This window comes from Tardiphaga sp. 285_C5_N1_2 (assembly GCF_052076065.1).
Taxonomy (GTDB): Bacteria; Pseudomonadota; Alphaproteobacteria; order Rhizobiales; family Xanthobacteraceae; genus Tardiphaga; species Tardiphaga robiniae.
Map to the genome: position 1 here is coordinate 865,841 of NZ_CP197241.1, position 23,237 is coordinate 889,077.

Consider the following 23,237-nt stretch of genomic DNA (forward strand, 5'->3'; position numbering starts at 1 on the left):
GAATCCTTCAATAACAAGTTGGTTTAAAATGACAACGAAACTGACCTGAAAACTTACAAAGATGCTCTGCAGGAGCTGTCGGAATTTCAGCCTGAAGCAACAGCGGCAAGAGGCGCGTTCCGCTCGGCAGCAAAGATCTGACCGGGCAGCCTGATCGCAGAAACCTTGGCTCCAAGCGCTCTATTGGCAACGTCAATCAGATGCTCATGATGCGTAAAGAAGAGAACCTGCGTTTTTCGGGCGAGTTCGCCCAGAACGCGGAAGCCTGCAGCAGCGCGGTCATCGTCGAAATTGATGAAGAGGTCGTCGGCGATGAATGGTAGCGGTGGAGCGTGATCGAGATAGTCTTCAATGGCGGCCACGCGTAGCGCCAGATAGAGCTGGTCTGCGCTGCCGGTGCTCATCCCCGTTACTGAGACGCTTTTGCCGTCATGACGCATACCTGCGAGACGCGCATTATCATTCTGGTCGAATTCCAGCTGAAGGTCCGTAAAGGAATTGCCGGTCAGAATTGAGAACAATTCACCGGCGCGCCGCAGAAGAGGGGCCTGTTTGTCACGGCGGTAGCGGTCGATAGCCCATTGAAGCAGAAGAGCCGACGACCGAAGCCTGACATATTGCTCGGCGATTTCCTTCATTTCAGCGAGAGCGGATTGCCGGTCCGCAGCGGCACGGGCCGCGCCGTCGTCACCGCCGATGGCTTCGAATGCATGGCGTGCTGCGATCTCGGATTGCCGCGCCTCCATCAGTCGTTCGCGTAAGGATCCAAGCTCTTGCCCGATGGTTTCTTCGCGCGCGGCAAGCTGGTCCGGATTGGCAGTCGCACATTCGTCTGTAAGTTCCGCGACAGAAAGCCCGTCACCATCGCTGACAAGCGCATCTGTGGCGGCATCAAGTTCCCGGCGCAAGTTTCGCATTTGATCCGAGCGGCTGATCGCGATGCGCAGGGCTTCAACAGTGCTTACCGCGGCGGCCTCCTGCAATTCATCGATGATGCGGCGGGCTCCGACGCGAGACTGATGGCACTCGTCGACTTTCCGTTGCTGCGCGGTTAATGCGGTCTCCTTATCGGCGATAAGCTGGCGAACACGGGTAGCATCTTCTACACGACGTTCCAGTTCGAGAACGGCGTCGTCGGGGTCCATGTCCGACAATGGCGTAGCGATGGCCTGAACCAGATCGCTCACCTCCAGTTCATACGCCGCTATGTCGCGTTCGATTTTTTCGATGCGTTCCTGCTGCAGCTCGGTGATTTTTGCGGCGACCTCGCGCATGTCGTCGAAGACATTGAGCTGGGTGACAAGGCTTTCTGCTGCGGATGCAGGGTTGAGTGCTAGTGCGATGAGTGCCGCTACAGATTGCTCGTGCCATTCGGAGAACCGGGTCTCCGCAGCCTGAAGAGAATTTCGCTTACGTTCAGTGTCGGCGTTGGCCTTCTTGATGGAGGCTTCAAGAGACCGCCTGTCTTCGGACTCTTTCTCGTATCGTTTGTGTGTCTCGGCAGCGAGCTCGATCAAGATGCGCAGCGGCTTGGAAGCATATGTGCCCGTTTCTGCGCCAAGGATGCCGAGCTCCTTGGACAGATGCGCTTTGTAGCTTTCCTCTTCGGAGCGATGCGCTGAAGCTTGGCTCTCGGCTGCAACTCCCCTGTCAGCGGATTGAACGATCTGGATGCGTATATCGATCCAGACAAGCATCTCATCCGGCGATAGCGGCGACAGGCCCGCGTTGTTCCAGAGGGCCAGCCAAACACCTTCGTGTTTTTCCTGTTCTGCGACGAGAGCATCATTCTCAGCGCGCAGCATGACCAGAAGTTCCTGCTGTTCGGCAACCTGACGGGAAATCTCAGCCAGACGGGCCGTAGCCTCGGCCTTCTCGTAACGTCTGTTGGCGGCCTCATCGACTTGTTTGATCGCCCCTTCATAGGCGTTCGACAACGTGTCCCCGTGTTGATATCCATGAATTTCAGCGTCCGGAACGGGTGCCTGCTCGACATATTTTCGCCGGATGATCGACCAGCCGAGGTCGCGGCGTTCGCGTAATTTTTCGAGCTCCTCGGCCGGAACAGCATGTTCCCTCGTGGCAATCCGGGTATAGGCCTTGTTATGCCGGGCAAGCTCTTGTTCCGCGGAACGGACGCGTTCGTCGCAGGATTGCTTGCGGCGTTCGAAATCACGGAGAGTATCGCGGTGAGACTGGACAGCATCCTTATGGGGCACCGTCATAGTTAGAAGTCGGTCCACCGTTTCTGCCGACGGATGCAGAGCCTTCAAAAGCCGGTCGCACGCGGCAACCGCATCTTTCGCTTCGCGGTCGGCAGCGGCAATTCTGCTGCTAATGTCTCCCGCTTCTCGGCACGCCTTAATAGCGGCACCCAGCGTAGAAATATCGACCGTCACAGCGGCTTCGTCTAATTCGCGCGCCAAGTCAGACGCTTTATCCTTGGCTTCTGCGACAGCCGTTTTGGCACCATCAACCGCAGAAGTCAGTTCACCCCTCAAATTCAACAACGAGCGTGCGCTTGTCAGCTTGGGCCGTGTTGGAATACGGCGCATGATCGCTGCGCTGTCGTCCAGGTCCCATTCGAGTTCAGACGCAAGCCGCGCCAAATGGGCCTCCGCGATTGTCAATTCAGTGCGGCGTTTGGGCAGGTCGGTCCTGCCGAGGCGTATTTGAATCCGACGCTCGTGCAGCCGAGCGATGTCGTCCGCCCGCATCAATAGCGGTTCTTCATAAGAAAGCGCAGAGCGTTCCTTCTGCAGCTTCTCGATTTCTTCCGTCAGCGTTTCGATGCGGGTGTTTGCGGTCCCGTCATCTTTGATCGCTTCGTCCAGCGCGGCGTTCGCCCCTTCGGGCAGAAGAAGCGCGGCTCCCAAAGCTTCGATGTCGGCGGCAAGCTGTGCGCGTTTGCGAGCATCTCGAAACACGCGACGAATGCGATTGAGTTTACGCAGCTCGGCCGATTTACCCTCAATGGTGCCTTCGACGCCGCCGTAAGCGGCATTCGCGTCTTCGAGCGCGGTTTTCAGCTCCTGCCACTTGGCCGCCGTGACGGTATGTTCTCGTAGAGCAGCATCTGCGGCCTTCAGCTTGTCGTCAGCCTGATAGTATTTTCTGTGCGCGGCGCGGCGGCTGGCCCATAGCGTATCGGCCTCTTCATCAATCGCCTTGCGACGATCCCGCAAACCGACAATTCCGGCGCCAGCTGAGAACAGCATCTGTCCGACATCATCCTGGGCTTGAAGGATTTCCTGTCCGCCGGTTTTCAGGCGTTCATGATCAAGACAGAACATTCTCGTGAAAAACGCTTTATCGGCCCCCGCGAGCATGCCTGCGAGTGCGGCATCACCCGCAGGGAGAGGTGTGCCGCTCTTGTCGAGAAGCGTGTCGCGATTTCCTTTGCGGCGCCGCACTTCCAATGTGTCTGCGCCGTTTTCCAACAAAGCTCCCACCCGCATCGAATTATAGTCGTGAAGGAAGTTACGGGTGGAATTGTACGGTATGCCGAAAAGAAGATCTTCGATAGCCGAGAGTGCAGTGGACTTTCCAGCCTCGTTCGGGCCGTAGACAACATGAAAATCCGACTGAGCAGCTGGAAGCTGAAAGTCGGTATCGGTAAAATGGCCATATCGGAGCAAATCGAGGCGGCGGATACGCATCGTTACATCCCTTCCACTGCAAGCCGCGTTGTAAGGTCGCGGCCGATGCGATCCATCAGGCTCTTGTAGTTGCCATCAGAAACGTCTTTGAGCGCACCATCTTCAAGCTCAGCGCGAAGCTCATGAGGCAGCTTCCTGACCAATTCGCCGAGCGCGGTTTCCATTTGCTCGACCAGTTGAGAATCGGCTGACGCCTGTTCAATGATCTGCTGCAAATCGCCCAGCGCGTCGGCGCGCAAAGCTCCTGCGGGATTGCTGACGGGTTCGGTCTTGATCACGACGCGCTCGATCCAGGCGGCTTCCTCGCCAAGCGATAGAGCTGAGGACCGTGCTTCGGCAGTGATCTGCTCGATCGATGACAACAACTGACCGTGAAGTTCTGTCGTTCCGGTCAGTTCAATGCGGCATGCGAGCAAGCGTCCTTCGGCATCGTTCTGTACTGCATGTACGATGGCCGCCCGGATGCGATCGACGAGATCCGAAGCATGATGGCTACCTTCTGCGGAAACCCGAATAAGCGCCCAGCGTACAACGTCCGCATGGATCGACGCGATGTCTTCGATCTGGCCGTCCCGCACGGACACAAGCGACGCGCCTTTCGGCCCGGTTTCACGAATATGCCGTCCCTGAAGATTGCCGCAAAAGACGACGTATGGCTCGCGATGAAGGATAGTAGCTTGGTGGACATGCGCGAGTGCCCAGTAGTCGTATCCCTTGTTGATGAGGTCATCCATGGTGCACGGCGCATAATTCAAATGACCGCCCATGCCGCCAAGGCCAGTATGCAATAGCCCTATGTTGAACAGACCTGGCAACGGCTGCGGGTAGGCCGGCACAAGGTTGTCGCTTACGTCCCGTTGTTTGAAGCTCTGGCCGTGAAGCGCAACGCCAAGATTGTCGATCGTGAACGTCTGCGCCTTGCGCGACGAGAACACCTTCACGTTGTCAGGCGGGACTAGGCGGCGTGTAATCTGGCTTTCGGCATCATGGTTGCCGTAAATCAGGTAAACCGGGATTTGCGCAGCTGCGAGGCGGCCCATCTGCCTGACGAAATACAGTCCGGTCTGATAATCGCGCCAGTCGCCGTCATAGAGGTCACCCGCGATGATGACGAAGGAAACCTCTTCCTTGAGTGCTGTATCCACCAAATTTGCGAGTGCCTGACGTGTCGCCGTGCGAATGAGTTCCGCTGCCGGTCCTTCTTGGCCGGCCAGACCCTTAAGTGGGCTGTCGAGGTGAATATCCCCGGTATGCAGGAAACGAAAACTGGACAATGCCTATCCCCTAAGATGGCGGTAAAGTTTTCCGATGGACCGAGCCGTAGATTCGCAATCCGCGAATTGCAATGTGCAGTTGATCCGATGGAGGCTAGTAGCGGATTCCGCGAAAACTAGCATGCGTTCGAACAGAAAGGGAACGGGCTGGATCAATAAACGTCCAGAATCATGTCGTAGCCTGATTTCAATCATTATTTATCAGGCTGCAGTATGACTGATTAATGTGGTATAAGCCTACAGACTGATATTCAAATAATAAAATCAGGCCATGCTATGAAAAATGATGTTCGTCAACGCGCCCGGCAGCGGCTCGATGAGCGCCTGCTGTACCTCAAGCCGGAGGATCGCTTTCGCGCGCCACCAAAGGGATGGACTAGGGCGATCCGGGACGCGCTTGGCATGACCGGCGTTCAGTTTGCAAAGCGGCTCGGCATCCGGCCCCAAAGCGTCGAAGCTCTTGAGAAGTCGGAAGCGGAGGGCGCAATTCAACTAAAAACACTGCGTCGTGTCGCGGAAGCACTCGATTGCACGCTCGTCTACGCGCTCGTGCCGAATACATCGCTCACAGGTGTGATTGATGCACGCGCGCGAAAAATAGCAATGCGCGATCTCGGCCGCGTTGCCCACACGATGAAACTGGAAGCTCAAGGCACCGGCGACGCCGATCTAGAGGCACGCATCAATGCCTATATCAGCGACGTGTTGAAAGAACGCGACCTCTGGCAAGAGCGATGACGGACCTCTTTCAGGAACCCGAAGATGCAACGCCGCTCGAACCTAGCGAGCGGGACGGGCTGTTGCAAAGCTGGATTACGATCAGGAGCGATCTCAACGAGGCGGAACAGGAGAACATCGTCAAGGCCGCTGTGTGGGCACGCAGGCGCCGTGTGAGGGAGCCGATCGACCTGCTGAATGACAATTTTGCAAGAATGCTCCACAAACGGATGTTCGGCGAGGTCTGGAAATGGGCGGGCACCTACAGACAGACCGAGCGCAATATCGGCATTGATGCGTACAGGATTCCCGCAGTAACGCCGGAACTGTTGAGCGATGTGTGCCATTGGGTCGAGCACCGCACCTATCCATCGGATGAAATTGCGATAAGACTTCATCACCGGCTTGTATCCATCCATCCGTTTCCGAACGGCAATGGTCGCCATGCGCGGCTGTTGGCGGACTTGCTGATTGAAAATCTCGGCGGAGACTCATTCAGCTGGGGCGGCGGAAGTCTCGCTGATGTGGGCGCACTGCGCGCCCAATATGTCGCCGCCCTGCAAGCAGCGGATGGACATGACATCAATCCGCTGCTCGCATTCGCGCGGTCGTGATCTGCGCAAATATTGATTTGCTTTCCTGGCGGTTGTTTTGAAGCGAAAAATCGAAGATTCATGATGTAGCTAACGAGAATGAGAACCATTCTGCACGGTGAAACAGCGCTGCTATTATAAGAGCAACGAAGCGATGATAGATAAATTCCGAAGTTTTAACAGCCTCAGACGCGTTTCGACGTTCGGTGCAATGACCATCCGCAATGCTGACAGAATGGTCGATGGCGCCGTTGGTTCAGGCGTTGCGGGCCGTCCGCGGTATTGACCTCATATCATCCGTGATCTTCGTGGCCGCAGTGGGCGATCTCGGGCGCTTCGAGTCGCCTCGCCAGCTCATGGCTTATCTCGGCCTGGTACCATCTGAACAATCGAGCGGCAGCCGCATCCGGCGCGGCGGGATCACGCGGGCTGGCAATAGCGAGGCGCGCCGCATGTTGGTGGAAGCCGCCTGGAGCTATCGCTACCAGCCGCGCGTCGCCTTGGCCAAGATCGATATTGTGGAGCGCCAACCGAAGCCTGTGCGGGACATTGCGTGGAAGGCCCAGGTGCGCCTCTGCGGTCGCTATCGCAAGCTTGCCGCCGCAGGCAAGAAGCCCACTGTCGTGGTTACTGCGATAGCACGCGAACTCAGCGGCTTTATCTGGGCGATCGGCCATGTCGTGAGGCCGGGGGTGGCTTAGGCGTAAATCCGCCGACCTGTTCGGCCGGGGGCGGAGCGCAAGGTCAGGCAACCCTCGAGAGCCCCGTGGGCCGGTTCAATCCGACGCCCGGACTAAGTGAGAGGTAGGCCGCGACGAAAAGCGTTCATGCGGTATCCAACCCGCGAATGGAAGATTGATCGACCGTCGCCATCGGCGCTTCCGCCCCCGACCCAACAGGGACAAGAGACCCGCCTTTGTCGCCACGCCTTCGGCATGGCGAAGCCTCTCTCACGTCTTTTTACTTGAAAAAGGACATGGAAGGGCTCCGCCCCCGCGCGGGCAAGGGTGAAGTCCCAGAAGATCCGGGACCGGCCGCGGCGGTCTCCCCAACCTTCCGCGCGGACGTCAAGACCAGACAGCTACCACCATCCGAATCCGCTTGTGCAGGCCGGGTGATCCCCCTCCGCCCCGGCCGCCCTTGCCCTTGCTACCCCGGTCTCGCCGACGGGCAGGGGTGCAGCGCAGCGCTGCGCTTGCACCCCACCCCCGAAAGGAGAACGACCATGTCTGCCAAGAATGTTGAAATCGTCACGGCGAGCGGGACGGAAATTTTTATTCCGCTCAACAAGCTCAAGAAATCCCCGAACAACGCCCGCAAGACGCCGCACAGTGAAGCGTCGATTGAGGCCTATGCGGCCAGCATCGCCGCGAAGGGCATCCTGCAAAATCTTGTCGTCGAGCCGGAGCTGGACGCAGACGGTGCGGCAACCGGGTTCTATTTCGTCACCATTGGCGAAGGCCGCAGGCTGGCGCAGCTTCTGCGCGTCAAGCGCAAGGAGATCAAGAAGACGGAGCCGATCCGCTGCGTCATCGACACCGCGAACGACGCCTTCGAAATCAGCCTCGATGAGAACGTCACGCGCGAGAACATGCATCCCGCCGACCAGTTCGAAGCGTTCAAGAAGCTGGTGGAAGAACGTGGGTTCGGTGCGGAGGAAATCGCCGCTCGGTTCGGCGTCACGCCGCATGTGGTGCGGCAGCGCCTGCGCTTGGGTGCGGTGTCGCCCAAGCTGATGCAAATCTATCGCGACGGCGATCTCGCGCTGGACCAGTTGATGGCCTTTGCGATCACCGAAGACCATGCCCGGCAGGAAGCGGTCTATGAGCAGCTATCCTATAATCGCGATGCCAGCACGATCCGCCGCATGCTCACGGAAACCCACGTCGCCGCCACGGATCGCCGTGCGATCTTTGTCGGCGCAGAAGCCTATACCGAGGTGGGCGGCACAATCCTCCGTGATCTCTTCACCGAAGATCGGGGCGGCTATTTCGAGGATGTGGCCCTTCTCGACCTGCTTGTGATGGCGAAGTTGGGGCGTGAAGCGACCGCCTTGCAGGAGGCTGAGGGCTGGAAGTGGGCGCAAGTCCATCTCGACTATCCCCACAGTCACGGGCTGCGCCGGACCTATCCGCAGCCGGTGGACCTGTCGGCGGAAGATCAAGCCGCCTTGGATGCCGTACAGGCTGAGTTCGACAGCTTGACGGAGCAGTATGAGAGTGCCGAGGAATTGCCCGACGATGTCGATGCGCGTTTCGGCGAGCTTGAAGCCGAGATCGAGCGGCTTGAGGCGAAGCGTCAGGCCTATGATCCCGATGACGTCGCGCGTTCCGGTCACGCGCCATATTCCGGTGCAGATCATCACGCTCGATGAGGAGCGCCAGCACGGGCTGTCACATGGCGCCTTCGCCTATCTGGTCAAGGAGCCGACCACAGACGGCCTTGAAATGGCCTTCGACCGGCTGAAGAAATTCACAGCGCCGCGCACCAAGCGGTTACTGGTCGTCGAGGATGACGACATCGAGCGGAAGTCGATCGTGGAGCTTCTGAACGACAAGGACATCGAACTGGTGACGGCCGCGACCGGTGTGGATGCACTGCGCGCGATGCAGGATCATCCGTTTGACTGCGTGGTGCTCGATTTGCGGCTGCCGGACATGACGGGTTTCGAACTCCTGGAGAAGCTGCACGCAGATGCGGCTCTGTCGAAGGTGCCCGTGGTGGTTTTCACCGGCAAGGATCTGAGCGCGAAGGAACAGGCGCAGCTACGGGCTATGGCCAAGAGCATCGTGCTGAAGGACGTGCAGTCGCCCGAGCGGCTACTGGATGAAACGGCGCTGTTTCTCCATCGCGTGATCACCGATCTGCCCAAAGAGAAGCAGGCCATGCTCGAACGGCTGCACGGTTCGATGGAGATTCTCCGTGGCCGCAAGGTGTTGGTTGTCGACGACGACGCGCGCAACATTTTCGCGCTCACGTCGCTGCTGGAAAATCACGACGTCGACGTGCTCAGCACCACCAAAGGCCGGGACGCCATCGAGCTCATTCGCACCACGCCGGATATTAGCCTGGTTCTGATGGACATCATGATGCCGGAGATGGACGGATACGAGACGATCCGGCATATACGGAGCCTTCCAGAGTTTCGAACCCTGCCTATTTTGGCGCTCACCGCCAAGGCGATGAAGGGCGACCGGGAGAAATGTCTCGAGGCCGGTGCAAGCGATTACATCTCCAAACCTGTCAACACCGACCAGCTTCTGTCCCTCATGCGCGTGTGGCTTTACCGATGAGTGCGGTCGGCCTTGCAGGTGAACGAGTCTTGGTCTGCGGAACCTCTGTCGGAGCAAAAGGATGAGCGTTCCGGAGCTTTCTGGCGATCGTCAATCCGTGAGCCAAGTGGGTGCGCCACGGCCGGTGGCTGCCGCCCTCGACGTCGTCAATATCCTGATCGTCGATGACGAGCCCAAAAATCTGACCGTCCTCGAAACCGTCCTAACCGATCCGAGATATCGTCTGGTCAAGGGAGGATCCGCCCAGGATGCGCTTCTGGCGTTGCTGCGGGAAGAGTTTGCGGTGCTGATCCTTGATGTGCAGATGCCCGGCGTCACCGGTTTTGAACTCGCCCAGATGATCAAGGAGCGCAAGAAGACCGCCGAGATCCCGATCATCTTCCTCACCGCGTTCTACAATGAAGACGAGCACGTCATTGAAGGCTATGACAACGGCGCCGTCGACTACCTGCTCAAGCCCATCAATCCCTCGATCTTGCGTTCAAAAGTAAGCGTCCTTGTTGAATTGCATCTCAAACAGCGCCAGCTTGAGAGCGCTAACCGCGCATTGTCTGCCGAAGTCGCTGAACGGCGTTTCATCCAGGCGCAATTGAGCGAATTGAACGACACGCTGGAACAACGCGTCGCCGAGCGGACGGAAGCGATTATGCAGGCGGAACGTCTGAATCGCCTTCTGATGAACGAAGTCAATCATCGCTCGAAGAATCTTCTGAGCGTCGTATTGGCTGTTGCGCAACAGACGGCCTATTCGAGTGGCCCGGATTTCGTTCGAAATTTTTCGAACAGAGTGCAGGCGCTGGCCGTCAATCAGGATCTGCTCGTCGAGAATCAATGGCGGAGCATCGGAGTGCTGGAGCTCGTTCGCGGTCAGCTTGCGCATTTTGGCGACCTCGTTCAAAGCCGGATCGCCGTCGAAGGACCGTCATTGCAACTTTCGCCTTCCGCTGCACAGTCGATCGGGATGGCCGTCCATGAACTGTCGACCAACGCGGTCAAATATGGCGCGCTTTCGACGGATCATGGCGCGATCGAGATCACATGGGCAGCCGACTATGAAAAGACGGATCAAGGCTTTCATATCCGGTGGGAGGAGCGCGGCGGCCCTGAGGTGAAGGCGCCCGCGCATCGCGGCTTCGGCACCACCGTCGTGACGAGAATGATTGAGATGGGGCTCGGCGGCCGGACAACCCTCGACTATGCCGCCAGCGGACTGATCTGGAGCTATGTAAGTCCGCTCAGGAGGGTGTTGGAAGAGGAGCGATGATCTAAGGCTAATTGCTATTGCAGATCCCCGAATGACCGCTTCTGGCGGATTGCGTTGAAAAAACTCCCCCGTTGAAGCGGAGCGCCATCGCTGATTCAATCTCGGTATCGGCGGAGACTGAATCGATGATGGGTCCACAGCAGACTGATCAGGCGGCTCTGTTCTACGAGTTCTCGCTGGAGCAGCATGTACCATGGTCTCACATGCTGAGGAAGATCGATCGGTTCGTCGATCTTTCGGTCGTTCGGAGCGAACTGGCGCCATTCTACAGTTCGACCGGACGACCATCGATTGATCCTGAGCTGCTCGTCCGTATGCTGCTGGCAGGCTACTGCTACGGCATCCGATCGGAGCGCCGGTTGTGCGAAGAGGTCCACCTCAATCTTGCCTATCGGTGGTTCTGCCGGCTTGGCCTCGACGGAGAGGTGCCGGATCACTCGATCTTCTCAAAGAACAGACACGGTCGCTTCCGTGACTGCGATCTGCTGCGCAAGCTGTTCGAGACGGTGGTGCGGCGCTGCATGGCAGAGGGACTGGTCGAGGGAACAGCCTTCGCCGTCGATGCCAGCCTGATCGCTGCCGACGCCAACAAGCAGCGTTCAACCGCGGGGACCGACAGCCATGACTGGGAAGCGCTTGCCCGGACGCGGCGATCCGTCCGCGAATACCTCGACACGCTGGACGAGGCGGCCTGGGGCGCGGCGAGCGAGACGGTACCGAAGTTCATCTCCCGATCCGATCCGGCGGCGCAATGGACCGGGGCTCACAAAGGTCATGCTTTCTTTGCCTATGCCGACAATTACCTCATCGATCTAAAGGCTGCGGTCATCGTCGATGTTGAGGCAACACGCGCCATTCGACAGGCCGAGGTCGGTGCGGCCCGCACGATGATCGAACGCACTGGGGAGTGCTTCGGCATCCATCCCCAGCGTCTGGCTGCCGATAGCGCTTACGGATCGGCCGAGATGCTGGGTTGGCCGGTCGACGATCACGCGATCGAGCCGCACATCCCTGTGTTCGACAAGTCGGCTCGCGAGGATGGGACGTTCGCCCGGGACGCCTTTGCCTACGAACCGGAAGCCGACATCTATCTTTGTCCGGCCGGCAAGGTGCTGGCTTCAACCGGGACGCTAGTGAATGACGGCGCGACGCTTCTCTATCGCGCCAGCAAACGTGACTGCGACATCTGCGAGTTGAAGCCACAGTGCTGTCCGAAAATGCCAGCCCGCAAGGTGCCGCGTTCGATCTACGAGAGCGCTCGGGACGTGGCGCGCGGGATCGCCAGGACGGAGGCCTATGTCACGTCGCGGCGGGAACGCAAAAAGATCGAGATGCTGTTCGCGCATCTGAAGCGCATCCTGCGCCTCGATCGGCTTCGTTTGAGAGGCCCTTGCGGTGCTCAAGACGAGTTCCTGCTCGCCGCCACGGCCCAGAACCTTCGGAAGCTGGCGAAGCTGATCCCGGTGCCTGCTCCAATGCCCGCCTGAGCAGGGACAGACCCATGCGCGCCGCATCCCTGTGCGCACGGCAGCAATCACATCGCCGACTTCTTCAACACAATCGGCGCAAAGCCGCCAATCGACGGGATCCCTTCCGGCCGCGTTTTCCAGATCGAGAATGAACTCGAGCACGGCGTTCAGAAAGTCTTCCGGAGCGGTCTGCGATGAGAATGTCGGTATGGGTGGTTGCGTAAAAGCCGCTGTAAGAATTAGCGGATCGCTGCCCTAGTCAGTATTTGACGTCACCTCTCAGAGTGAGCGCAGAGACCCGTCCCGATGGGCGCAGATTATCAGACGAATGCCGGGGCGGTGCCAGACGCACGATCTTGCGATGCCCAAATGCCATGTGGAAGTAATTGTCGTCGGGCAGGAATTCGTTGTCCGCGATTTCAATGAAGCGCGTCGTCGTGGCGGCTTGCAGGTCGAGAAAGAAACCGGCGGCGTCTTCACCAAGCACTGCGCCAATCGTCTGGTCAATCGCCGACGTCGGGGAGCAAAGAAAATGAAAGGCCTCTCGAGCTTGATCGGAGTCCTCGGCTGCGAACGTTGCATGCACGGTGTCATGCGCCGCTGGCCCAAAGCGATAGCAGTGACCGGCGTCGAAGAACCGGTCGAATATCTCGAACGCTCCGATTGAAAGCCCGGCATGCGGCGCGATGGTCACATTGCGCACCGCTTCGATCACCGGCGTCTTGCCGTCTCTCAGGCAACGCAAGGTCAGTTTGCCCGCGGCGGCCCGCGGCGTGTCATTGACGAGATGCAGGTAGAGCCCGTTGGTGCCTTCGTCAGTGATCGACAAGCGCAGTGGCAGCGAGGCGCGGCGCAGTGCGTAGAAGGCCGATTTCGGGCGGCCGTAGCAATCCAGCAGGCCCCAGCCTGCGCCGGGCTGCAGGTCGCGCCACAGCCATATCAGCGCGCCAGCGGTGGTGGAGGCCGGGCGGCGCCATTCGTCGATCGTCCGTTCGATGACCTCGGCTGTGATCGCGCGCGATAGCTGGCGCCAGCGCCCGGGTTCGCTGGAGCGCAGGCTGCGGCCGTCTTCGTTCCACAGCGCCAGAAGATAATGCTCGCGCACATCGTCGAAATCCCAAGACGCGCCTCCGTCGCGCGGGACCCCGGCGAGCCAGCGTTCCGGATTGCTGACAGGATCGAGCCGATGGTCAGCGAAGTGACGATCGTCGGGCAGGTTGGCGAAAGCGAGACACTCGGAGGCAAAGCGGACATTGGCGCGGCGCGCATCGTCGAGGGGCCGCAAATATGCGCCAACGCCGTAATAATGCGACGGGCCCGCTTCAGCTACGAAGGGCAGCACGCCGCCGGACGGCGAACCCGGCACATAGGCGACGTCACACCAGCCCGCCAAAACTTCGGGAATGACGGTTTCCGCCAGTGGTACGTCGCGCATCTGGCGGGGCAGGCCCATCATCGCAGCCTGCTGACCAACCTCACTGCCGCCTGATATCACGACCAATGATGGCGACGCACTCAAGCGGCTAACGACTGTCGTGATTTCGCTGCGGATGACTTCAGCAAAGGCCACATCCGACGGGTAATCAAAATTGGCCATCATGACGTCCTGCCAGACCATGATGCCGAGCCGGTCGCAGAGGCGGTGGAAACACGGGGTCTCATAGACCATGGTCCCGCTGAGACGGACCATGTTGAGGCCAGCACCTTGCACCAGGCCAAGGTCCCGCGCGTAGTCCGCCTCGGATGCCTGCAGGCTGACCACGTCGATCGGCGTCCAGCATGCGCCGCGGCAGAAAATGCGGACGCCGTTGACATGCAGGGTGAAGCCATGTCCGTCCGGCCCGCGGTCGACCGCGATCCGGCGAAATCCAACCTCGCCGACATCGATCCGGACGGCACCGATGTCGATGGTCACCGCATGGAGCGTCGGGCTACCATGGGTGTGAGGCCACCACAGCTCCACATCGGGGATCCGCAGTGTGCCCTGCCAACGCGCTGCACCGGCCGGCGGCGCGTCCGTATCGAGCGGCCTCAGCAGCGCCTCCGCCCCGGCGCAGTGCAGGACCGGCGTCACGCCTTTGGCCACTCCCGACAGATCGAGCGCGAGCGTCAGAACGCCTTCGGTGTCGTCGAGCCGGCTGCGCAGATCGAGATTGTCGGCGCGAACAATTCCCTCTTCGATCAGCAGCACAGACCGGTATGGGCCGGCCACATCGACGGGAGGGCACCATCCGGGCATGTGCCCGATCAGCGTGGTGCGCAGGAACCGCAGTCGTGGCTCCTCGATCATCATCGTCTTCCAGCGTGGCCGGGGGCCTTTCGTTCCTGCCAGCGCGCCGCGGAGGCTCCGGAAGGCGATATGCATCCAATGCTTACCGCCGAGCACAATCTCGGCCTCATACGGCTCGAACATCGAGCTCCCGGTCAGGATGAGTCTGCCATCGAGGAAAACCTCGGCGAATGTCGCGAGCCCCTCGAACCGCAGCTTGCGCTTGCCGTTTCCACTGATCTGGAGCCGGTACCAGACGTCCTTGTCGTGCAGCGGCTGAGGGTCAATGAGGCTCCATTGCCCGAGCGCCCGCAGCGCGCCCGAGACCGTTCCAGGGACGATCGCGGGCAACCAGACGGCTTCACTCAACCCGCTGGGCTCTTGCCATGCCTGAGGGAGCGACAGCGCCAGTTCCCAGCCACGGTCGAGCGACTGAACCTTGCGTCCCGTCATGGCGCGGATGTCGGTCATGGCAATCAACAGGCCGATCAGGTCACAGAGAAATCATGCCGCGGCGCCGCGAACCGCGAAACCGTTCATGAGACTGTCGAGGGCGATATCGTAGTCGGTCGCGAGCTGGCGGATGGCATCCGCCACATCCGGAACCTTGCCGCGGGCTGAGGCACGGGCGAATTGAAACTGCATGATCTTGGTGCCGCCGGCGATCGCCTCCGCGGCCAGCCTGGCGCGCTCCAGCGCCGGGTCACCGTGCTCCTGCAACCACGCCAGATAGGTCGCGAGCAGTTCGAAATTCGCACCGGCCTGACGTAATGTACTGAAGGCGTAGGTGTGAAACCACTCAGGAGGCCGTTCAATCAGCCGGCCGATGTCGGCACCGATCACGTCGCCCCATGCAGTAAATGGATTCCGCGCCGGACGGCGACGCAGGTGCTGCGCCAGCAATGTGCGAGACATCTCGATCTGCCTATGGGCAGAAGACGCCGGACCGAACTTGATGAATTCGACGTAAGGGAAAAGCGGCAGGCCGTTGTCACGCACAGGCCGCAACAGCGCCTCGAAGTCTTCGCCTTCGAGACGGAAGTATCCGCCATTGTGAAAGTAATCGAGCCGGCGGTCGACCGAATCCAGGACGTTGACGCCGATGGTCGTTTTGCTGTGACTGTGACGATAGGTGATGCCGCGGGTATCCGGCAGGTAGTAAGAATCGACCTCGATCAGCGGCAGACGGCCCCGCGTCAACTGCACGCGCGCGTGATCTTCCAGCTGATCGAAGATCGCGAGCTCCAGAATCTCGACGCCGTACAACAGCGCGAGATCGGCGGCCGGGATCTTGAAAAACGTGAACTGGTCGCCCTCGTAATCCTGCGCGACCGTGAAAGCCAGCGCCGCCCGGGGATCATGCCCGCGTCGGGCCAGTACTTCGATCAGCAGATCGACGTAGCAGTTCGTCTCGGGCCAGTTGCGCGCAGGATTATGCAGCCCGTGACGAACATAGGTTGCGGGATCCAGTCCATCGATGGCGCAGGCGGTTTGCAAGGCCTAGCCCCACAGCACGCGACGGACATCCGCGGGCCACGCGTCGACCTTTGTGCCGTGGTGACGGAACAGCGCCAGCGCCGTCCGCTCCAGGCCGAAGCCGACGCAGGCCGAATGTGCGACTTCGCCGTCTGCGAAATGCATGCCCCACAAGCTGCCGAAATGGTTCTGATGATAATTGAATGACAGACACGCGGTCGGATTTTCATCGCTGGCGACCGGGATCAGCAACTCAAATTTCAGACCTTGGTCGCGCTGGCTCGACGCCATGACGCGGCCGGTGCGCCCGAAGAAGGGATCGTTGGCCACATCGATAACGCAAGGCAGACCCAACGAAGCGATAAGCTTTTCGCCGCGCTCGAGCCAGGTGGCCCGGAAAGACGTCACTTCGTCGGCCGTGCCGATGCGGACGAATTCGCGCATCCGGAACAGCTGCATCCGCGCCGGATCCTTCGAGGGCTCATGGCGGAAGCAGTATGACTTGAGATCGAACAGCCGACCGCCTTCCGGCACCGGACCTTCCGCCGCGACAGTGGGATACAGCGGGTAGCAGGCAGCCGGCGTCAGCGCGACTTCCGTCGCATCCTGCATCTCGGTCCAGTCTTCGCCCCGCTCGATCATGCCGACGAGCTTGGCATGGTCGGCGTTATCGCCCATGAAAGAGTGAACGCAGCCGGCCAATTGCGGAAAGCTCTTCAGGTAACCGGCTTTCACAAGATTCTTGCGCGGCATGCCCGGCGGAAAATGAATCCGCGTCGCCTGATCGCCGACCGCTATTTTCGTCACCGCGGCTTCGAACCCGTCGATGACCTCTTCGAACACACCGGCGCGGCCATAGACGCCATCGACGCCGGTCCTGATCAGGATCGACTCGTCGAACAGGGCGTCGAGAAATGCTTCCGGACTTTGCACGGCTTTAACAGGCGCGTTCATCGCTATCACTCCAGATCTGAGTCAAATCGGCTCGCGACCACGAGGCCAGCGGTGTTGGCGAGGATGCGATCGTTAGCCACCATCAGCGGCGCCGACAGCACATCCCTGAGATGGCGGCCGACCGAGAATGGACCGTCGTTGCGGTAGCCGGCGATGCCCGTCACCATCAGCGATTCACGTACGATGTCGACGGCCATGGTCGAAGCCATGACCTTGAGATTGTTCATTTCGATCGCGAAATTGATCGAGCTGAGATCGTCTTCGTTGCGCTTGGCCGTCTCGAACCGCTCAATATGGGCGACGAGCGTGGACTTGAACGTCTGCAATTTGGCGGTGGCCTCGGCCAGTCGAGCCGCGCCTGGGAGCGGCCCCGCGAAATCGGACGGCACGCGCCGCGCCGTTGCTCGAACCGAGGCATGCGCGCGCGACAAAGCATCGGTCGCGATCCCGAACCAGACGCTCGCCCACAGCACATGCGCGGTGGCCAGCATTGATTGCACTGCGATCTCGTGGAACGGTTTCGGAAAGATCTGATCGGCTCCGGCCGTTGCCGTCAGCAGGAAACCCTCGGAGCAGGTGGCGCGCATGCCGAGCGTGTTCCACTCAGCGGTGCGCTTAAGTTGATAGTCGCCACGCCGCAGTGCGATCAGGACCTGATCGGACCCGATCGACGCCGGACCGCGTCGCGCGGTCGCCATGATGATATCGGCTTCCGCGGCATAAGACAGGACACTTGCCTGCTTTGTCAGCGAAACCCGATCACCCATCGTCTCGATCGCGCAATTCGATATCCGCAGATCGCCGCCGATACCAGCCTCCGTGGTCGACGACGCGATCAGCAGCTGCTTGACAGCTACATCGCGCATGAGCCCGCGATGATATTCGGTTTGCATCCCATGGGCGACCAGGCTCGATAGCTTGATCTGATGCATGGCGTAAATCATGCCGCTGGCGCCGCACGCGCCCGCGAGAATTGCGCAAAGATTGGCAATCTTGCGCAATTCCAATTCCTGGCCACCAAGGCTTCTAGGTACCATCAAGCCGAGCATCTTGTTACGACGAAGGGCTTCGAATGTCTGCGCCGGAAACGTCGCGGTTAGGTCCGCAAGAGCAGCATTTGGCGAAGCAACCTCGATGGCAACCCGCCGCATCGCGTCACGCCAGGACACGGCTTCGGGCACGTCAATGCCTTGCTTCACCGCGTTCGGGATCATGACCCTAGACTTTCTCAGAGACGAGCTGCTCGACAGCAGCAATCAACCCACCAAGCGTGGCGAATGTTTTGCGAGTCAGCAGGCTGTTGGGAAATTCGATATCGAATTCTTCCTCGATGGCCATCATCAGCTGAACCGAACCGAACGATGTCATGCCCGCATCGAACAGATTGTCCTGGTCGGATAAGCCATCGACCGGAACGGGAAGCAGGTTCAGCGATCCGACAATGGTGCGGACACGGTCACGCATGAAGTTTCTCCAACGCTACAAAAAGTCCATCGCTTCGCCAGGGACGCGAGCGGCTCATAGTGATATGGACGAGATATCAATCAAAGGTGGAGAGGATCGTAATAAGCCTCAAATGCAAAAGAACGTTCCGGCGTCAAGCTTAACGAAATGAAGATATAATCACGCAAAATGGACGATTTCGATAATCTGACGCCGATTACTGTGGTCGCGATTATTGGTCGGGTGGCTTCGAGCAACGGCGTCGATATTAGGATCAGCGGGTTCAGTCGATCGCGCGAGATAACCAGCCGCGATTAGCAAATAGTTAACTATCGGCGGCAACGTAACGCGCCGGGACGTTAATGATGGAACGCGATATCGAATGACACCTTCGTCGCCCCTGAGTTAAAGAAATTACCGTGTGCCAAGGCGGCTGCTTAGCAGCGACAATATCGATCTGTTGACGCCATTCGGTTGACGAACGGAAAGCTGTGATAGTCTCAAGATCATGACATCCCGATATGGCGCACCTGTAACGTTTGATACTTTCGGCGGCTTCTATCACGCCGGCAGCGCTGATCGATGCGGACGCAAGGCGGTGTTGTTGCTCGCGCCGATCGGATATGAGGAATTGTGTGCCCGCGCCACATGGGGGGCTTTGGCCGAGTATATTGCCGCCGCAGGTCATGCATGCCTCAGATTCGATTATCCCGGCACAGCAGATGCTATCGATCTCGTTGGTGAACCCGAAGGCCTCTCCGACTGGTTTGTTGCTGCCCGTCGGTGCGTTGCATTCTTGCGGGAATACAATCCAGGCACTGAACTCGTTCTGGTTGGACAAGGGCTTGGCGCTAGTCTGGCCGCCCAACTCGGAGCCGAATTATCCGACGTTGCAGCAACGGTCCTGATGGCGCCGGTCGTCAAAGGCCGCGTCTATCTTCGTGAACTTCAGGCCTGGTCGCGCATGCTGACCGATCGGATTGGTATCGAACCCGACCCTTCCGACAACGGCTATAGCGTCGCTGGTATTCCTCTGGCGAGCGGGCGTGCCGAAGCCATCAAAACTATCGATCTCACTCGGAGAACTGAGCCTCCCGCCGCACGGGTCCTTTTGGTTGAGCGCAGTCAAATGTCCCGCGACAGCTCAATCGGCAACCACCTGAAGACGCTCGGAGCCAATGTTTCGTCCATCGACTACGAGGGGTATGAAAATATCCTGCAAAATCCAAGTTTGGCTGGTCCACAGCTCGGCACGCTGACACGTATCGCGTCATGGATCGACAATCTCGGGCATTCTCCAACCACGGGCACCGACTGCCCTGCCAAAGTGGTAGGTCCCGCGCGGCCAATCGTCGGACCTCACTATGACGAGTTACCGGTTCGGTTTGGGCCAGACGAGCGGCTCTTCGGAGTCCTCTGTCGGCCGCTCGGTCGAAGGCCTTCAGCTATCGCAGTGCTCGCCAATTCGGGGCGCGACTATCATATCGGCTGGGGTCGCGCGGCAGTGGAGCAGGCTCGCGCCCTCGCGGAGCGCGGGATCGCTTCGTTGAGAACCGACGCCGGCGGTATAGGCGACAGTGCGGCGTCGGCAGGCGCGCCGGCCGAAGTACTTTATTCGGAAGAGCAAACTGCTGACCTGCGTCACGCGATCGACTATGTAGAGAAGCTCGATGCCGGCCCGATCGCCTTGGTAGGACGCTGCAGTGGTGCTTACGCCGCATTCCAGGCAGCGGTGCAAGATGTGCGCGTTCGCAATGTCGTCGCCATCAATATCATGCGTTTTGTCTGGGACCCACGGGAAACCGTCGCTGAAGCCTTGTTATCGGCCCATCGAACCATCGGCGGGTCCGTTGCGATGTTGTTTAGCAAGCGAAGCTTGAGACGACTGCTGTCAGGCAATTTGCGCGTCAGAGCTCCGGTTCTCTTTTTCTCCAAACGCCTTGTTCGAACTGTCTCATTGATAGTCAGCCACATCCCGGGCCGGGCCGGCCAGAAGCTCTACAGCGAGGGTCACCGCCGTTTCCAAATTCTCGAAAGTCGCGGCGTTCGTCTAGCGATGTTGTTTTCGGAAGGAGATCACGCGCTGGGCGAACTCCGCACGTATATGGGAAGAAGAGGCGCGCGGCTACGCCGCTATCCGAAGGCTTCGGTTTCGATAATCCCTGATGCCGACCACGATTTCACCCATTCGGCGGCGCGCACGCGACTAACGAACGCGTTGTGCGACGTGCTCTCGGCACCTTCGTCACCGCCATCCCGCGAACAGCACCGTCTGGCTTTCAGGTTCGCCTCGAGATCTCTCTTGCGCCACTAACGTTTGTCGAATGCTTCGCAGTATCCTCGGACTCGAGGATCCTCATGGAAACGTGTCCATGTCGTTTGTCTACGTGCAATTGACGAAGCTTAACCCTATCGAACTTGTGGAGGAGGGCCATTATGTCTGACCCAGAGGTCAGCTCAAAACGGCTGGCACAATTTCCGGCGTTTGACGGCTTTCGTGGCGTGGCAGTGCTAGTTGTCGTCTTCAGCCACTTACCGCAAGTGGTTGACAGTGACATGTATAACATGGCCTGGAAGCTCAATCAGGCGCCCCGGGCAGCTTATGTGGTGCTGGACATTTTCTTCGCCGTCAGTGGCTTCTTTATTACCCGGCTATTGCTGCGGGAACGCGCCAAGACCGGCCGCATTTCGTTCTTTAATTTTTACGCTCGCCGCGCACTGCGAATTGTTCCGGTCTATTACATTGCCGTGGTCTCTTGCTACTTCGTTTTTCATTTTGGGCCGTGGGATACGCTCAGTCTGCTGACCTACACATTTAATTTTTACCACCCGTTTAATCCTGCGCCGCATCCGCTCGAACAAACCTGGTCGCTCTCCGTCGAGGAGCAGTTTTATTTCTTTTGGCCGCTATTGGTCCTGTTGGTGCCGCAGCGCCTGTTGAGCGTTGTTACGGGGCGCGTGGTTCCCGCTCTTGCAATCGTCAGTGGCCTCGTGATCGCTGCAGGTTATGGTGGCCGGGATAACGTTTTGTCCGGCGATCTCGTTTACATGTCGATCTTTACACGCATGCTGTCACTATCGCTTGGCGGTTGGTTAGCAGTTCGCGAGTTTGAAAAACGCTCGCTGCGTGGACGGCATTGCGTGCTGTTTCTGGCGGTCGCGATCTTGCTGCTGATTGCCGATCGGGTAGGCCGGAGCACTGACATCATCACCTCCCAAGCGGCGTATTGGACATTGGCTCTGGCGGCCTACGCGATGATCAGTGTATCGTTCGTCAGTACGATGGTTTTCGACGATGGTGTCGTGAAGCGTGGGCTGACCGCGTTTCTGTCGATGCCGATCTTGCGCGGCTTCGGCCACATCTCCTACGCGATGTACGTTGTCCATCTCCCGGTGTTGTTCTTTTTGGGCCTGAACGACGGTGCGCTAAGCGGCAATAAAGCGCCACTGGCGCAGGTTGTCCTCGCCTTCGCCATTACCCTTGCACTTTCTGTTCTCTCGTATTTTGCTCTCGAGAGCCCGCTATCATCCTTCAAGGAAAAATTTGGCGGAGCGCCGGGCCAGCCTGCGGAGAGCCCCGTCGTCGAAGCGTTACCTACAGGGGCGCCGTCAAATTGAAGACTGCGTCCCTGTCTTCGCGCCTGATACAGCATACTGTCCGCGATCGTTGGGAGGCTCTAGGTGAGAGATGGCGGTCTCCTAGAGACCGTTTACGTTAATCTGAACTCCCCGCGATTGCTGTAGACAAGTACCGATAATAGCTGTTCGGTCCTCGTTGGCGGCTGAGGCAAATGCTGCGGAACTGACGATTAGATTAAAGTTGGAAATACTTCGGGAGTTTTACGGCTTCCGAGGGATGGGCGTCGCCATTTGCTCCCTCAATATCCTGCACTGCAGTCCATGTTTGGTATCAGGCAATCTTCAGAAGGCATGCTTTATGGGAAATCTGGCCGATCTCTACCATTTGTCACGCTTCGCAAACCGCCATCCGCTGGCGCGCGAGAATAAACGTCGTACGTTCTTAAGGTTCATGCGATGGCAAGTTGCCAGCCGCGCCATTCAGCAGCCCATCGTTTTGCCCTTCGTCGGAGATTCCCGGCTTATTATCTCCAAACAGATGCCGGGTGCTGCGGTGAACTATTACTTCGGCTTGCCTGAGGTCGAAGAAGTCTCGCTCGCGCTTCACTTCCTCGGGGAAGGCGATCTGTTGGGGGACGTCGGCGCCAATATCGGCGCACTTTCGATTGCCGCAAGCAGCGTAGCAAAAGCGCGCGTGATCGCTATGGAACCGGTGCCGTCGACATTCAAAGCTCTGCGCGACAATGTGGCGATCAATGAGGTGTCGAACCTGGTGACCACGCTCAACATGGGGGCGGGAAGGGAGGCTTCCGATCTGAATTTCTCCACCGACCGCGGGGGAAACGACCGGATCGTCCTGGATGGCTCGGGGTTATCAATTCCCGTCCGAGCACTTGACGACGTGTTCCCGGAGACTCCGAACATGCTGGTTATCGATGTGGAGGGATTTGAACCCGCGGTAATCGCGGGAGCGAAACGGCTTCTTGCTGATCCGAAGCTTGAGATCATCATCGTTGAGACGCTCGGGCTGGCCTCCGACTACAATCTCGACGATCGCGCAATGCACAACACGATTCTCAGCAACGGTTTTGTCACAGCGAAATACGATGGATTTACGCGCGTACTCGAACCGACAACGGGTATGGATAAGTTCAATACAATCTATGTGCGGGACGTGGCGAGGATAAGTGAGAAGGTCCGCAAGGCAAATGCGTTCCGGGTTGGCGATCGCCTTATCTGAAGGTGGC

Annotated in this window: 14 protein-coding genes and 3 pseudogenes; 10 read left to right on the top strand and 7 right to left on the bottom strand. The window is 59.0% G+C overall.

Going from position 1 to position 23,237, the window contains the following annotated elements:
* Positions 1 to 86: 86 nt before the first annotated feature.
* Together AB7951_RS04090 and AB7951_RS04095 are read right to left on the bottom strand one after the other, a co-directional pair.
* Positions 87 to 3,659, bottom strand: a complete 3,573-nt coding sequence (locus AB7951_RS04090; RefSeq protein ID WP_441255678.1) for an AAA family ATPase — start codon at positions 3,657 to 3,659, stop codon at positions 87 to 89.
* A 2-nt stretch (positions 3,660 to 3,661) separates the two neighbouring features.
* Positions 3,662 to 4,933, bottom strand: coding sequence for a metallophosphoesterase (locus AB7951_RS04095; protein WP_441255680.1), 1,272 nt, complete (start codon positions 4,931 to 4,933; stop codon positions 3,662 to 3,664).
* Between the two features lie 276 nt (positions 4,934 to 5,209).
* Between AB7951_RS04095 and AB7951_RS04100 the strand changes: the two genes are divergently transcribed.
* The 7 genes and pseudogenes from AB7951_RS04100 to AB7951_RS04130 all read left to right on the top strand — a co-directional run bounded on the left by AB7951_RS04100 (position 5,210) and on the right by AB7951_RS04130 (position 12,287).
* Positions 5,210 to 5,671 (top strand): mobile mystery protein A, encoded by a 462-nt coding sequence (locus tag AB7951_RS04100; RefSeq protein WP_441255681.1) that lies wholly within the window; start codon positions 5,210 to 5,212, stop codon positions 5,669 to 5,671.
* A complete protein-coding gene (locus AB7951_RS04105) occupies positions 5,668 to 6,264 on the top strand; it encodes a mobile mystery protein B (protein ID WP_441255682.1) in 597 nt (198 codons plus the stop codon). The genes AB7951_RS04100 and AB7951_RS04105 overlap by 4 nt, the downstream gene beginning before the upstream one ends.
* A 203-nt stretch (positions 6,265 to 6,467) precedes the next feature.
* A pseudogene (locus tag AB7951_RS04110) lies at positions 6,468 to 6,944 on the top strand (transposase); the annotation flags it as partial.
* Between the two features lie 524 nt (positions 6,945 to 7,468).
* A pseudogene (locus tag AB7951_RS04115) lies at positions 7,469 to 8,578 on the top strand (ParB/RepB/Spo0J family partition protein); the annotation flags it as partial.
* Positions 8,574 to 9,536: pseudogene (locus tag AB7951_RS04120) on the top strand (response regulator); the annotation flags it as partial. The pseudogenes AB7951_RS04115 and AB7951_RS04120, both read left to right, overlap by 5 nt.
* Before the next feature lie 61 nt (positions 9,537 to 9,597).
* Positions 9,598 to 10,800 carry a response regulator gene (locus tag AB7951_RS04125; protein WP_441255683.1) on the top strand — a complete coding sequence of 401 codons (1,203 nt, stop codon included), beginning with the start codon at positions 9,598 to 9,600 and terminating at the stop codon, positions 10,798 to 10,800.
* Positions 10,801 to 10,925: 125 nt separating this feature from the next.
* Entirely contained in the window at positions 10,926 to 12,287 is a 1,362-nt protein-coding gene (locus tag AB7951_RS04130) for an IS1182 family transposase (protein WP_441255684.1), read from the top strand.
* A 241-nt stretch (positions 12,288 to 12,528) separates the two neighbouring features.
* Here AB7951_RS04130 and AB7951_RS04135 read toward each other — a convergent pair whose 3' ends face one another.
* Genes AB7951_RS04135 through AB7951_RS04155 form a run of 5 tightly spaced genes read right to left on the bottom strand, consistent with a single transcriptional unit; the run spans position 12,529 to position 18,432 of the window.
* Entirely contained in the window at positions 12,529 to 15,009 is a 2,481-nt protein-coding gene (locus AB7951_RS04135; RefSeq protein WP_441255685.1) for a glycosyl hydrolase 2 galactose-binding domain-containing protein, read from the bottom strand.
* A 33-nt stretch (positions 15,010 to 15,042) separates the two neighbouring features.
* The gene (locus AB7951_RS04140) at positions 15,043 to 16,035 is read right to left on the bottom strand and encodes a DUF1839 family protein (protein ID WP_441255686.1); all 993 of its coding nucleotides are present in this window, start codon (positions 16,033 to 16,035) and stop codon (positions 15,043 to 15,045) included.
* 3 nt (positions 16,036 to 16,038) lie between these two features.
* On the bottom strand, positions 16,039 to 16,947 hold the full coding sequence (locus AB7951_RS04145; RefSeq protein WP_441256106.1) for an amino acid--[acyl-carrier-protein] ligase: 909 nt from the start codon (positions 16,945 to 16,947) through the stop codon (positions 16,039 to 16,041).
* A gap of 26 nt (positions 16,948 to 16,973) precedes the next feature.
* Positions 16,974 to 18,155 carry an acyl-CoA dehydrogenase family protein gene (locus AB7951_RS04150; RefSeq protein ID WP_441256107.1) on the bottom strand — a complete coding sequence of 394 codons (1,182 nt, stop codon included), beginning with the start codon at positions 18,153 to 18,155 and terminating at the stop codon, positions 16,974 to 16,976.
* 31 nt (positions 18,156 to 18,186) lie between these two features.
* Positions 18,187 to 18,432 (bottom strand): acyl carrier protein, encoded by a 246-nt coding sequence (locus tag AB7951_RS04155; RefSeq protein ID WP_184511818.1) that lies wholly within the window; start codon positions 18,430 to 18,432, stop codon positions 18,187 to 18,189.
* A gap of 487 nt (positions 18,433 to 18,919) precedes the next feature.
* Between AB7951_RS04155 and AB7951_RS04160 the strand changes: the two genes are divergently transcribed.
* The 3 genes from AB7951_RS04160 to AB7951_RS04170 all read left to right on the top strand — a co-directional run bounded on the left by AB7951_RS04160 (position 18,920) and on the right by AB7951_RS04170 (position 23,230).
* Complete coding sequence (locus AB7951_RS04160) at positions 18,920 to 20,725, top strand: serine aminopeptidase domain-containing protein (RefSeq protein WP_441255687.1); 1,806 nt, start codon at positions 18,920 to 18,922, stop codon at positions 20,723 to 20,725.
* A 122-nt stretch (positions 20,726 to 20,847) separates the two neighbouring features.
* Positions 20,848 to 22,029 (top strand): acyltransferase family protein, encoded by a 1,182-nt coding sequence (locus AB7951_RS04165; protein ID WP_441255688.1) that lies wholly within the window; start codon positions 20,848 to 20,850, stop codon positions 22,027 to 22,029.
* Positions 22,030 to 22,348: 319 nt separating this feature from the next.
* Positions 22,349 to 23,230, top strand: a complete 882-nt coding sequence (locus AB7951_RS04170; RefSeq protein ID WP_441255689.1) for an FkbM family methyltransferase — start codon at positions 22,349 to 22,351, stop codon at positions 23,228 to 23,230.
* Positions 23,231 to 23,237 lie beyond the last annotated feature (7 nt).